Origin of the sequence: Micromonospora sp. NPDC048898 (genome assembly GCF_043198035.1) — a bacterium.
Lineage (GTDB): Bacteria > Actinomycetota > Actinomycetes > Mycobacteriales > Micromonosporaceae > Micromonospora.
This window is the reverse complement of record NZ_JBICUF010000006.1, coordinates 136,398-149,266: the sequence shown is the minus strand read 5'-3', so window position 1 is coordinate 149,266 and position 12,869 is coordinate 136,398. Positions and strand designations below refer to the sequence as shown.

9 protein-coding genes are annotated in these 12,869 nt (G+C 65.9%); 5 read left to right on the top strand and 4 right to left on the bottom strand.

Annotated features, from left to right (window positions below; translation table 11 throughout):
• Positions 1-153: 153 nt before the first annotated feature.
• Positions 154-1,425, bottom strand: coding sequence for a glycosyltransferase family 4 protein (locus tag ACGFIQ_RS18410; protein ID WP_393245446.1), 1,272 nt, complete (start codon positions 1,423-1,425; stop codon positions 154-156).
• Positions 1,426-1,917: 492 nt separating this feature from the next.
• Between ACGFIQ_RS18410 and glgX the strand changes: the two genes are divergently transcribed.
• From glgX to ACGFIQ_RS18385, 5 genes are all read left to right on the top strand, one after another.
• The gene (gene glgX, locus ACGFIQ_RS18405) at positions 1,918-4,035 is read left to right on the top strand and encodes a glycogen debranching protein GlgX (RefSeq protein WP_393244980.1); all 2,118 of its coding nucleotides are present in this window, start codon (positions 1,918-1,920) and stop codon (positions 4,033-4,035) included.
• Between the two features lies 1 nt (position 4,036).
• Positions 4,037-6,343, top strand: coding sequence for a malto-oligosyltrehalose synthase (gene treY, locus ACGFIQ_RS18400; protein WP_393244978.1), 2,307 nt, complete (start codon positions 4,037-4,039; stop codon positions 6,341-6,343).
• A complete protein-coding gene (gene treZ, locus ACGFIQ_RS18395; RefSeq protein WP_393244977.1) occupies positions 6,340-8,064 on the top strand; it encodes a malto-oligosyltrehalose trehalohydrolase in 1,725 nt (574 codons plus the stop codon). The genes treY and treZ overlap by 4 nt, the downstream gene beginning before the upstream one ends.
• A 208-nt stretch (positions 8,065-8,272) precedes the next feature.
• On the top strand, positions 8,273-8,737 hold the full coding sequence (locus ACGFIQ_RS18390; protein WP_393244975.1) for a winged helix-turn-helix domain-containing protein: 465 nt from the start codon (positions 8,273-8,275) through the stop codon (positions 8,735-8,737).
• Complete coding sequence (locus ACGFIQ_RS18385; RefSeq protein WP_393244973.1) at positions 8,716-9,324, top strand: transposase; 609 nt, start codon at positions 8,716-8,718, stop codon at positions 9,322-9,324. The genes ACGFIQ_RS18390 and ACGFIQ_RS18385 overlap by 22 nt, the downstream gene beginning before the upstream one ends.
• Before the next feature lie 16 nt (positions 9,325-9,340).
• Here the strand turns inward: ACGFIQ_RS18385 and ACGFIQ_RS18380 are convergent, their stop codons facing one another.
• From ACGFIQ_RS18380 to ACGFIQ_RS18370, 3 genes are all read right to left on the bottom strand, one after another.
• Positions 9,341-10,474 carry a pentapeptide repeat-containing protein gene (locus tag ACGFIQ_RS18380; protein WP_393245444.1) on the bottom strand — a complete coding sequence of 378 codons (1,134 nt, stop codon included), beginning with the start codon at positions 10,472-10,474 and terminating at the stop codon, positions 9,341-9,343.
• A gap of 846 nt (positions 10,475-11,320) precedes the next feature.
• Positions 11,321-11,944, bottom strand: a complete 624-nt coding sequence (locus tag ACGFIQ_RS18375; RefSeq protein WP_393244971.1) for a ribonuclease D — start codon at positions 11,942-11,944, stop codon at positions 11,321-11,323.
• Positions 11,941-12,801 (bottom strand): hypothetical protein, encoded by an 861-nt coding sequence (locus ACGFIQ_RS18370; RefSeq protein WP_393244969.1) that lies wholly within the window; start codon positions 12,799-12,801, stop codon positions 11,941-11,943. Before ACGFIQ_RS18370 ends, ACGFIQ_RS18375 begins: the two co-directional genes overlap by 4 nt.
• Between the last annotated feature and the right edge of the window lie 68 nt (positions 12,802-12,869).

The following is a 12,869-nucleotide window of genomic DNA, read 5'->3' as shown; positions in this document are numbered from 1 at the left end:
CACTGACGGACCCGGCCGGCCCGCGCCGGGCACCGGCTTGATCGACTCGGGTTTCAGGAAGTCGGGGGGTCCTCAGCACCGGGACACCCCGACTTCAAGAAAACCGAGTCGATCAAGGAAAATCAGCGTGCGGCGTGGGGCGTGCAGCTCGGGTTAGCGCAGGCCGGCGGCGGCGAGCAGGTTGCCCTCGGGTAGCGCCGGGAGGGCGCGGCCCTGGGACATGCGCTGCTCGGCGCGTTGGGCGGTGAACGCGGCGTCGGTGGCGATGGCGGCGGCGTAGCTGGCGGCGGTGCGCTGGGCGATCGCCGTCCAGCCGTACTGGTCGTGGACCATGCGGCGGGCGCGGCGGGCCAGCACGCGGGAGCGGTCGGGGTCGGACAGCAGCGCGTCGACGGCGTCGGCGAGCCCGTCGGGGTCGTGCGGGCGGAAGGTCATCCCGGTCACGCCCGGCTCGACGATCTCGGCGAGGCCACCGGTGGCGGCGACGGCGAGGGGTGCGCCGGCCGCCGCGCCCTCCAGGGCGACCATGCCGAACGGCTCGTAGATGCTCGGCACGGCGAAGCAGTCGGACGCGGCCATCAGCGCCGGCAGGTCGGTGCCGCCGAGGAAGCCGGGCATGGTGACCATGCCGCCGAGGCCGCGGCGGTGCACCTCGGCCTCCAGTTCGGCGCGGTACGGGCCGTCGCCGGCGATCACGGCACGCAGGCCCGGGTGCCGCTCGCGCAGTCGGGGCAGTGCGGCGATCAGGTGCTGGACGCCCTTCTCGTACACGAGGCGGCCGGCGAAGGTGACCAGCGGGCCGTTACCGGCGAACCGGGCGCGGGCGGCGGCCACCGCGCGGGCGGGCACCCGCCAGCGGTGCGGCTCGACGCCGTTGGCGACCACGTCGACCCGGGCGGCCGGTACGCCGAACAGGGCGTTGACCTCGTCGCGCATGTAGCCGGAGCAGACGATCACCCGGCCGGACTCGCTGGTGAGCCACTGCTCGATGCCGTGGATGGTGCGGTTCATCTCGTCGGGTAGCCAGCCCTGGTGTCGCCCGGCCTCGGTGGCGTGCATGGTGGTGACCAGGGGCAGGTCCAGGTGCTCGGCCAGGGAGACGGCGGTGTGGGCGACGAGCCAGTCGTGGGCGTGGATGACGTCGTACGAGCCGGCTTGGGTGGCGCGTAGGGCGGTGCGGGTGAGGGTGTGGTTGAAGGCCATGGTCCAGGCCAGCAGGGAGCTGGTGGCGAGGGGGAAGGCGACCGGGTCTTCGGGGGCGCGCAGGATGCGGACGCCGTCGGCGTACTCCTCCATGGGTGCGCCGTCGGTGTGGCGGGTGACGACGGTGACCTCGTGGCCGGCGGCGGCGAGGGCGACGGAGAGGGCGTGTACGTGGCGGCCGAGGCCGCCGACGAGCACCGGCGGGTACTCCCAGGACAGCATCAGGATGCGCTGGGTCTGCGGGGGCACCCCGGGACCGGGCTGCGCCGGCACGGTCGTGCCGGGCTGCGCGGAGAGACCAGGCAGACCGGGCTGGGTCGGGAGCGGGGACCGGGAGGTCAGGGTGGGCCGGTGGGCCCGGTCCAAGGTGGCTGTGTGCTGCTCGTCGACCCGCAGTGTCACATCAATCTCCGTCCATGCATGGTGATACGCCGACGTCAGTGGCGGCGGAGTGAGGTGTAAGGGGTGGCGGAGGGCCTGGCGGAACGCGCGTGAACGCTTGTCCCCGGTCAAGGAAAGTGCATCGGGCCCGAGAACGCACCTCGAAAAGGGTCATCGTGACGGAGGACACCTGAGGGTGTTGCCCGCATCAGACGGGTCGTTTTCGCACACCGCCTGAAAGGATGGATTGGCGCTGCCGGGCGGGGGGCAATAGCTGCGTGCGCGCGGGCATGCGTCGGCCGGTGCGGGCACAACCATGGTCTAAGGAGCAACATGCAGGTCTGGCCGGGCGAGCGGTATCCCCTGGGCGCCACCTACGACGGGATGGGCACCAACTTCGCCATCTTCTCCGAGGTGGCCGACAGGATCGAGCTGTGCCTCTTCGACGAGTGGGACACCGGCGCGGAGCGCCGCGTCGAGCTGCGTGAGGTGGACGCCTACGTGTGGCACGCGTACCTGCCGGGCATCGAGCCGGGGCAGCGCTACGGCTACCGGGTGTACGGCCCGTACGACCAGGCCAACGGGCTGCGCTGTAACCCGCACAAGCTGCTGCTCGACCCGTACGCGAAGGCCATCGACGGTGACGTGCAGTGGGACCCGGCGGTCTACGACTACGACCTGAACGAGCCGGAGAAGATGTCGGAGACGGACTCGGCGCCGTTCATGCCGAAGTCGGTGGTGGTCAACCCGTACTTCGACTGGGGCAACGACAAGCCACCGCGCACCCCTTACCACCACTCGGTGATCTACGAGGCGCACGTGCGCGGGCTGACCATGCGCCACCCGGACATCCCGGAGGAGCTGCGCGGCACGTACGCGGCCATCGCCTCCCCGCCGATGATCGACTATCTGACCCAGCTCGGGGTGACCGCGATCGAGCTGATGCCGGTGCACCAGTTCATCCACGACAACCGCCTGGTCGACCTGGGGCTGCGCAACTACTGGGGTTACAACACCATCGGGTTCTTCGCCCCGCACCACGGCTACTCGGCGCTGGGCCGCACCGGCCAGCAGGTGCAGGAGTTCCGGGGCATGGTCAAGGCGCTGCACGCGGCCGGCATCGAGGTCATCCTCGACGTGGTCTACAACCACACCGCCGAGGGCAACCACCTCGGCCCGACGTTGAGCTTCAAGGGCGTGGACGCGCCCAGCTACTACCGGCTCAGCGAGGAGGACCGCCGCTACTTCGTCGACTACACCGGCACCGGCAACAGCCTCAACGTGCGCAGCCCACACTCCCTGCAACTGATCATGGATTCGCTGCGCTACTGGGTGACCGAGATGCACGTCGACGGTTTCCGCTTCGACCTGGCCGCCACCCTGGCCCGCGAGTTCTACGAGGTGGACCGGCTGTCCACGTTCTTCGAGGTGGTGCAGCAGGACCCGGTGGTCAGTCAGGTGAAGCTGATCGCCGAGCCGTGGGACGTCGGCCCCGGCGGCTACCAGGTGGGCAACTTCCCGCCACTGTGGACGGAGTGGAACGGAAAGTACCGCGACACGGTACGAGACTTCTGGCGCGGCGAGCCCGCCACCCTGGCCGAGTTCGCGTCGCGGATCTCCGGCTCGGCCGACCTCTACCAGGACGACGGCCGCCGCCCGTTCCACAGCATCAACTTCGTCACCGTGCACGACGGGTTCACGCTCAACGACCTGGTGTCGTACAACGACAAGCACAACGAGGCCAACGGCGAGGACAACCGCGACGGCGAGAGCCACAACCGCTCCTGGAACTGCGGCGTCGAGGGCGACACCGACGACGAGGCGGTGCTCGCCCTGCGGGCCAAGCAGCGGCGCAACTTCCTGGCCACGCTGATGCTGTCGCAGGGCGTCCCGATGATCGGCCACGGCGACGAGCTGGGCCGCACCCAGCACGGCAACAACAACGTCTACTGCCAGGACAGCGAGCTGGCCTGGGTCGACTGGGACAACGTCGACGAGCAGTTACTGGAGTTCGTCCAGACGCTCACCGCGTTCCGCAAACGACACCAGGCGTTCCGCCGCCGCCGCTTCTTCACCGGCCTGAAGGTGAACGGGCGCGGCACCGACGAGCCGCTGCCCGACCTGGCCTGGCACACCCCGGACGGGCGGGAGATGACCGGCGAGGACTGGGGCAACGACTTCGGCCGCTCGGTGGCGCTGTTCGTCAACGGCGAGGGCATCCGCGAACGCGGCCAGTACGGCCAGAAACACCACGACGCGTCGTTCCTGCTCTGCTTCAACGCCCACGACGCGCCACTGGACTTCACCATGCCCGGTTCCGAGTACGGCCAGAAGTGGGAACGGGTGATCAGCACGGCCGAACCCGAACCGGGCGACGCCACCGTGATCAGCGCGGGCGGCACCCTCCGGGTGCCGGACCGGTCCCTCGTGGTGCTGGAGAGGACGATCTGACATGCCGGCCACCCCTCCGAAGGCCACCTACCGCGTCCAGGTCCGCCCCGGCTTCGACCTGGACGCCACCGCCGCGATCGTCGACTACCTCGCCGACCTCGGCGTCAGCCACCTCTACACCGCCCCGCTGCTGGCCGCCACCCCCGGTTCGCAGCACGGCTACGACGTGGTCGACCACCGGGCGGTCAACCCGGAGCTGGGCGGTGAGGCCGCCCGGCAGCGACTGCTGGCCGCGCTGCGGGCCCAGCAGCTCGGCCTGGTCGTCGACATCGTGCCCAACCACGCCGGGGTCGGCGTCCCACCGGCCAACCCCGCCTGGTGGGACGTGCTGCGCCGGGGGCGCGACTCGTCGTACGCCGACTGGTTCGACATCGACTGGGACCGGGGCCGGCTGCTGCTGCCGGTGCTCGCCGACGACCCGGCCGCCCTGGACGACCTCAAGGTGGTCGACGACGAGCTGCGCTACCACGAGCACCGCTTCCCGATCGCCGACGGCACCGGCGACGGCACCGCGCGGGAGGTGCACGACCGGCAGCGCTACGAGCTGGTCTCCTGGCGTCGGGGTGACACCGAGCTGACGTACCGCCGGTTCTTCGCCATCGCGGGCCTTGCCGGTCTGCGCGTGGAGGACCCGGCGGTGTTCGCCGCCACCCACGAGCTGATCCTGCGCTGGGCCGCCGCCGGGGAGGTCGACGGCATCCGCGTCGACCACCCCGACGGGCTGCGCGACCCGGCCGGCTACCTGACCCGGTTGCGGGCCGCCGCACCGGACGCCTGGCTCGTGGTGGAGAAGATCCTGGAGTACGGCGAGGAGCTGCCGGACTGGCCGGTGGACGGCACCACCGGCTACGAGGCCCTGGCCGCCGTGAACGGCCTCTTCGTCGACACCGACGCCGAGGGCGACTTCACGGTGCTGGACACCCGACTGACCGGGCGGCGCACCACGTGGGAAAACCTCACCCACACCACCAAACTCGCCGCCGCCACCGGGCTCCTCGCCGCCGAGCTGACCCGGCTCGCCGCGCTCGCCCCCGAGGTGCCCACTGAGCGGGCCCGCGCGGCGCTCGCCGAGCTGGCCGCCGCGTTCGCCGTCTACCGCGGCTACCCGCCGCACGGCGCCCGGCACCTCGCCGCCGCCCGCTCCGAGGCCGGCCGCCGCCGCCCCGACCTGGCCGGCGCCCTGGACGCGGTCACCCGCCGACTGCGTAACCCCGACGACGAGCTGGCCCGACGCTTCCCGCAGCTCACCGGCGCGGTGATGGCCAAGGGCGTGGAGGACACCGCCTTCTACCGGTGGACCCGCTTCGTGGCCCTCAACGAGGTCGGCGGCAGCCCCGCCCACTTCGGGGTGCCGCCGGCGGAGTTCCACCGCTTCGCCGGCGCCCAGCAGGTCCGCTGGCCCGCCAGCATGACCACCGTCTCCACCCACGACACCAAACGCGGCGAGGACGTCCGCGCCCGCCTCGCCGTGCTCAGCGAGTTGCCGGGCCGCTGGGCCGAGCAGGTCAAAACCTGGATGGAGTACGCGCCGCTGCCCGACCCGGCGTTCGCCCACCTGCTCTGGCAGACCGCCGTCGGCGCGTGGCCGATCGAACGGGAACGGCTGCACGCGTACGCCGAGAAAGCCGCCCGGGAGGCCGCGGCCTCGACCAGTTGGGCGGACCCGGACCCGGCCTTCGAACAGGCCATGCACGCGGTCATCGACCGCATGTACGACGACCCGAGCCTGCACGACGAGCTGACCGAACTCGCCGCCGCCATCACCCCCGCCGGCTGGTGCAACTCCCTCGGGCAGAAGCTCGTGCAACTCACCATGCCCGGTGTGCCGGACACCTACCAGGGCACCGAGCTGTGGGACAACTCCCTCGTCGACCCGGACAATCGGCGCCCGGTCGACTTCGACGTACGCCGAGAACTGCTGGCACGCCTCGACGGCGGCTGGCGTCCCCCGATCGACACCGACGGAGCGGCGAAGCTGCTCGTCGTGTCGCGGACCCTGCGGTTGCGGCGGGCGCACCCGGAGCTGTTCACCGGCTACCGGCCGGTGCCGGCCCATGGGCCGCAGGGCCGGCACGCGGTGGCGTTCGACCGGGGTGGCGCGATCACCGTCGCCACCCGCCTGCCGCTGGGCCTGGCACGCGCCGGTGGCTGGTGCAACACCGCACTGTCGCTTCCCGTTAACGAGGTTAAGGACCTGTTCACCGGTCGGGTCTACAGTGGCGGGGAGACACCTCTGGACGATCTTCTGTCCGACTATCCCGTCGCACTGCTGGCCCCTCCCACCGCTGCCGTGGAGGCTGCGTCATGACCGAATTCTCCGTGTGGGCCCCGGACGCCACCCGCGTGCGACTGCGCCTGACCGGCGACACCGACCACGAGATGCGCGCCGCCGCCGACGGCTGGTGGCGCGTCGACGTGCCCGACGCCGGCCTCGACTACTCCTTTCTGCTGAACGACGACGACACCCCACTGCCCGACCCCCGCTCCCCGTGGCAGCCTGCTGGTGTGCACGGACCCAGCCGCCGCTACGACCACTCGGCCTTCGCGTGGTCCGACACCTCGTGGACCGGCCGGCAACTGCCCGGCAGCATCCTCTACGAGCTGCACATCGGCACCTTCACCCCGGACGGCACCTTCGACGCGGCCATCGACCGCCTCGACCACCTGGTGTCACTCGGCGTCGACCTGATCGAGCTGCTCCCGGTCAACGCCTTCAACGGCGAACACAACTGGGGGTACGACGGCGTCTGCTGGTACGCCCCCCACCAGCCCTACGGCGGCCCCGACGGCCTGAAACGGTTCGTCGACGCCGCGCACGCCAAGGGGTTGGGGGTGATCCTCGACGTCGTCTACAACCATTTCGGGCCCTCCGGGGCCTACGCGCCGCAGTTCGGGCCCTACCTGGCCGAGCAGAGCAACAGTTGGGGCCGCTCGATCAACCTGGACGGCCCGCACTCCGACGAGGTACGCCGCTACATCATCGACAGCGTGCTCATGTGGCTGCGGGACTACCACGTCGACGGGTTGCGGCTCGACGCCGTGCACGCGTTGCCCGACTCGCGGGCGGTGCCCATCCTGGAAGAGCTGGCGGTTGCCGTCGAGTCGCTGTCGACGCATCTCGGGCGGCCGTTGTCGCTCATCGCCGAGTCCGACCTCAACGACCCGCGGCTCATCACGCCTCGGGAGGCTGGCGGGTTCGGGCTGCACGCGCAGTGGAACGACGACGCGCACCACGCGCTGCACACGTTGCTGACGGGGGAGCGGCAGGGGTACTACGGGGACTTCGGCTCCCTCGAAACGCTGTCCGACGTGTTGACGGGTGGGTTCTTCCACGCTGGCACCTTCTCCAGCTTCCGCAACCGGCACCATGGGCGGCCTGTTGACCCTCGGGTGCCTGGGCACCGGTTCGTGGCCTACTTGCAGAACCATGATCAGATCGGGAACCGGGCTGCCGGGGATCGGATCTCTGCCTCGCTGTCGCCTTCGTTGCTGCGGGTTGGGGCCACGTTGCTGTTGACCGCGCCGTTCACTCCCATGCTGTTCATGGGGGAGGAGTGGGCTGCTTCTACGCCGTGGCAGTTCTTTACCTCGCACCCGGAGCCGGAGTTGGCTTCTGCGGTGCGGACCGGGCGGCGGCGGGAGTTCGCGTCGCACGGGTGGCCGGAGGGGGACGTGCCGGACCCGCAGGACCCGGAGACGTTCACGCGGTCGCGGTTGGACTGGGCGGAGCTGGACAAGCCTGAGCATGCTTCGATGCTGGCGTTTTACCAGCGGTTGATTGGGCTGCGGCGGTCTCGCCCTGACCTGTCGGATCCTCGGTTGCAGGCGGTTTCGGTGCAGCATGGGGACCAGTTTTTGGTGATGCGGCGGGGGGACACGCTTGTGGTGGCGAACCTCGCGGGGCGGGGGCAGGGGGTTAGCCTGCCTGGGGTGGCTCGGCGGGTGTTGCTGGCTACGGGGGAGGGGGTCACGGTGATGCGGGACCGGATCCAGTTGCCTGCGGAGACTGCGGCGATCGTGGCGCTTTAGCTTGCCCATGGCGAAGCTCGGCTCATCTCGGAGACGCTGCCTTCGTAAGAAACGATCATGAACCTAATTCTGAATCATCAACGAGGCGACTCGGTTCCCCCCGAAAGCGCTACAGAGATTGAAAGGCTGACGTCTCTCGACGTGTCTGCGTGATCTGCGTCGATGGTTTGGGTAGGTCGGGGTGATGAGGTATCCGGCTGGTGGTGGCATGAACGCGGCAGCCCGGGTCCGGCGTGAGAAGGTTCGGGTCCAGGCCGCGACGATGTTCGAAGAGTCCAAACCGACGACGCAGATCGCTTCTGAGCTGCGGGTTTCCGAGAAGTCTGTCCGTGAGTGGCGACGTAAGTGGGTAGCTGGTGGAGCCCAAGCTTTGGCGTCGGCCGGGTCGGGTGGTTCGGATTGCAAGCTCTCCGCTGACCAGCAGGAAGAACTCGCGGAGATGCTCGATGACGGTCCTCTGGCCCACGGCTGGGAGGACGCCCGCTGGACCCTGGCCCGTGTCGCCGAGGTCATCGATCGCCGCTTCGCGGTCAACTACACGCTGCGTGGGGTGTCCTATCTGCTGCACCGCATGGGCTACAGCCAGCAGGTCCCGACCCGCCGGGCGGTCGAACGTGACCCCGAGGCGATCGCGAGTTGGCATCGTAGGCGGTGGCCGTCGGTAAGAGGTTAGCCGCGGCGCGGGGCGCCTGGATCTGCTTCCAGGACGAGGCAGGCCAGGTCCTGCGACCGCCGGTGGCCAAGACGTGGGCCCGGCGTGGACACACGCCCGTCGTCGAGGTCTGCGGCAAGGGCTCCGGTCGGGTCTCCATCGCCGGTCTGGTCTGCCTCAAGCCCGGACAGCGCGGCCGGTTGATGTGGCGAACCCGGCTGCACCGCGGTCGCGCCGGGGAGCGTGGCAGTTTCAGCGAGGACGACTACATCGTCTTCCTCGACCAGGCCCACCAACGCCTACACGCACCGATACTGCTGATCTGGGACAACCTGAACACCCACGTCAGCCACCGCATGCACGCCCTGATCACCGCCCGACCGTGGCTAACCGTGAGCCGGTTACCCGCCTACGCCCCGGACCTCAACCCCACCGAAGGCGTCTGGCGCTGGATGAAACGAGGCCTGACCAACACCGCCGCCCGCAGCGTCGACCACCTCGCGCAACTGATCAAACGTCGACTACGCGCGTGTCAGCAACAGACCGATCTCCTCGCCGGCTTCCTCGCCAGCACCGGCATGACCCTCGAACCAGAAACACCGAGATAACCCGAACCCTGGCCTTTCAACCTCTGTAGCCCTCACCTTGTGACCTAACAAATTCTGGTCGAGGATTCTCTGCCTCCCCTTGGGTCGCTGGCGGCGGTAACCTGTCGCGTCGGAGTGTTGTTGAGTTACCTTTGACATATTCCGTATCCCGATTAGAGGTTATGCGGGTAAGCGCCACCCCTTCTAGGAGTAATTGTCTGAGCTGTTCAACCATCTCATGCAATTCGTATCCCGGTTCAGTGTCGCTTGGCCACCATTCATATACCACGGAAGAGAAGGCGAGCACCCATGCCCCGAGGGGGGCGTTCGGGGTCAAGTGATATGCGCGATTGCCAGCTTCAGTGATAGACGCCAATGCCCTCCGGTCCGCGTCAAGTGGAGACCAGGAGCCGATGTCATCCAAATCGTTTACACGATTCGCGATTCGTCTGAAGTGCTCCTGGATATTCCTCCGAAGTCGGAGCTCAGCGGATCGCGTACCTATTTTTCTGGCGGCTTCTTCCGTTGCAGGAAGGGGAGTAGTGGAAGTCTGGATACCATCGCGGATTGGAGATATCGCAGAATCTAATTGGCGTATATTTATTATTGCACCGTCGAAACTTGAGCCTTTAATCATTGCAAGGCTTAAGTCGCAGCCTGCGAGGTTGGCTCCGTCGAAATTCGCCGCTTCCAGATTCGCCCGCTGAAGGCGAGCTCCCTTAAGGTCCGCCTCGGTGAGCTGGGCGCCGAGGAGGCTGCACCCTTCCATGCGAGCTTTCATTAAGCCTGCCCGGTGGAGTTTGGCACCATGGAGATCGGCATTATCAAGGCGTACCTGGAGAAGGTTGGCCCAAGAGAGTTCGGCGGCGAATAGTGATGCTCCCTGGAGCCGAGCCCGAGACAGGATAGCACCTTCAAGATTCGCCCCAAAAAGCTGACTTTTTTGCAGGTTGGCTCCCAGTAAGTTCGACCTCTCCAGGTTAGCTTTTGATAGGTCAACTTCGGACAGGATGGCCATACTGAAAGAGCAGTTCTTCAACTGTGCTCCGAACAAGTTTGCGCCCGTCAAGTTTGCATTCGAAAAATCTGCGCCATCTAACCGCGCTCCAGTCAAGTCGGCACCACGCAAGTGAGTTGCGGAGAAATTTAGACGCCTCTCTTCAACTCTCATTGGACGGCGTCCCATAACAGTAAGGGCGGCCTGAATATCAGACGTAACCTTCCTATTGCCATCCGCAGCTTCAGGTAGTCTGGCGGTCTCGCGTATGAACGTGGAGAGTATTTCCACAACGGTTTGATGGTCGCGAGGGGACTCCCGCATGAGATGGTCAAGGGCGTGGATAGCCCCGAGACGTTCAGTAAGTTGTCCGGACGCAAGGTGGGCGATCGACTTTGTGTAGCGGTCTGTCTGCTGTCCTCGCCTGGTCAGGTAGTACGTGCTGCCGGTGAAGATGAGGCCGATAAGCGCTACCGAGCCGGCTGCTGCAGCCAGGAATGTTTGCCGTGTACTGTTTAGGGCGGCTGCCCGATCCTTGCTGCCTGGCGTTGCAGTGTCGGATATCGGACCTAGGAGTAGTAGTAGCGCCAGGATCACCATTAGGGAGGCGGAGCTGATTACGATTGCGGCTCTTCCGCCACTCAGCCAGCGATGCATCCTGGAAGCCTGACTGGATAGATCGAGGCATGCAAGGACCTTTAAGAAGTTTTCTGTGCGCGATCTAGGCGGCCCGCGTCGGGGGCCACTCGCTGCCGAACCTAGGCCAGGCCAGGCCATGGCCTGGCGCCGCGCCTCTGGCCGTCGGCTGCCAGCGCCGTCGGTGTTAGCCCGCCGACGGGTGCGGCGCACTAAGGACTTCTGCCACATGGGTTACCGGCAATTTCAGGGGTAGCCATGTATCAGTTGGCAGGGAGACTCAGTGTCGAGCAGGGGTGACCGATGGCCACGAGGGCGAGGGATGCCGTCGGCCGCGCCTGTGCAGATGCTATGCGCCGTATGTGATGCGCTCCTGCGTTTGTCTCAATATGCGAAGACGTCGGGCCAACCGCCAACCTCGAGTCGTACGCGGGACGGGATGAAATCCACGCATCGATCGAAAAGTTCTTTAAGCCCTGCCGACTTCAGATTTTCGCTTAAGTCGTCCAATAACTGAAGAAGATACTCTACATCTGTCGCGGCGTAAGCAATCTGATCGGCAGTCAGTTCCGGCGTTAACCAATCGGTCAGTCGTTGGTCCTTGCTGATCCAAACTCCAAGCCGTTGTTGCAAGAGATTCTGGAGTGAGTGGAGCTTGTTTTCCGCATCAGGGTTGAGGATTTTCGATGCGATCTTGGTGCAGGAGATGTTTCTTGGTGTGACACCCCAATGGCTCGCAATGAACCTCAAGTCAAACATCGCATGGTGAAACACCTTTTGAATTCGAGCATCTTCTAATAGTAGGCAGAGTTGGCGAGGAGCGTTGCCTTGAACCTGAAGGATCACAGAGCCAACCTCCGGTGCGAAGATCTGCACTGTGCCAATGCGGTGCTCAAGTGGGTTCAGGCCTGAAGTCTCGATATCGCATGCGAACCTGCCGGCTCCTGTGATCTTTTGGCAAATCCACTCGTCCAGGTCTTGTTTAGTAATGTAAGTCGCCACAGTCATTGTTCCGTTCCTCTCGTTGCCTGAGTAACTGTCGCTGGGTTTCGTAGTGCTGGACTTACTGGCCTGCTCTCGTCGCGAATCGCTCGCAGTTCGTCGTAAACGAACTGAAAGAGCGAACCACCTGATTCGCACATTATGGTAGGAAGAATAGGCGATCTGCCTTTATTGTGTTTATACATCGACATGATGGCGCGGTTGTCGAAGCGGTAGAAGGTGTAGACCCGGTCGCCCGGCCAGAAAAAGACTTCAACTGAAGCGCCCCCCGAGACGCGCAATTCTTCAAAACCTTCTTTAGTAGCCCATATGCGGCGTCGAAGCTCCTCGGGCTCTGTGCCAAACCTGTTTGAAAGCGTGACCATAGTGGGGGCATCTTCAGGATCCGCCAAATATATACGTATACGACCCTTCGAGCGCGCGGCCACCTTCTGCAGCCTGGCGAGATTCATATTGCGCCAGGTTTGCGCGTAAGCCGCAAATATGTCCAATTTTTCGACCCCTTTAAAGCACTGTTCCCAGGCGGCATCATCGAAAAATTGGGTACTGATTCGCTTAAGTCCAGAGGCTTCAATCTCGGCCGAGATGCGCATGTCCTCGAGTACCTCTTGGGCGAAGGCTCGCTTGCCTACGAGCTCCCATAGGGTTGAAAGCAAGGAGGAGACGATGAGAAGGCCGCCGAGTTGCTCCATGAGTGTGCGGAGGCTCTGGTTGCTGCGCCAAAAAGACGTTTCCTCTCCTCCGAGGTAGAGGCAGTAAACCCCGAGGAGGAAAACGGTGCCGGCGGCAAGTGCGAACTTTTGGGTAGTCAACGTCCGATATGGCTTCTCGCGCGCTTCCTTGGCCACAGGTGCCTCCGTCATGGCTTCAGGCTATGTGGGGGGTGAGACAAGTTACTCTGTCGATGGCTTGGATCGACGTCCGCGACACG

Excerpts from the sequence above, each read along its gene's own strand:
- ACGFIQ_RS18380 (WP_393245444.1), bottom strand. The coding sequence starts at position 10,474 with ATGAGAGTTGAAGAGAGGCGTCTAAATTTCTCCGCAACTCACTTGCGT.
- ACGFIQ_RS18410 (WP_393245446.1), bottom strand. The coding sequence starts at position 1,425 with ATGCTGTCCTGGGAGTACCCGCCGGTGCTCGTCGGCGGCCTCGGCCGC.
- ACGFIQ_RS18375 (WP_393244971.1), bottom strand. The coding sequence starts at position 11,944 with ATGACTGTGGCGACTTACATTACTAAACAAGACCTGGACGAGTGGATT.
- treZ (WP_393244977.1), top strand. The coding sequence starts at position 6,340 with ATGACCGAATTCTCCGTGTGGGCCCCGGACGCCACCCGCGTGCGACTG.
- treY (WP_393244978.1), top strand. The coding sequence starts at position 4,037 with ATGCCGGCCACCCCTCCGAAGGCCACCTACCGCGTCCAGGTCCGCCCC.
- ACGFIQ_RS18370 (WP_393244969.1), bottom strand. The coding sequence starts at position 12,801 with ATGACGGAGGCACCTGTGGCCAAGGAAGCGCGCGAGAAGCCATATCGG.
- ACGFIQ_RS18390 (WP_393244975.1), top strand. The coding sequence starts at position 8,273 with ATGAACGCGGCAGCCCGGGTCCGGCGTGAGAAGGTTCGGGTCCAGGCC.
- glgX (WP_393244980.1), top strand. The coding sequence starts at position 1,918 with ATGCAGGTCTGGCCGGGCGAGCGGTATCCCCTGGGCGCCACCTACGAC.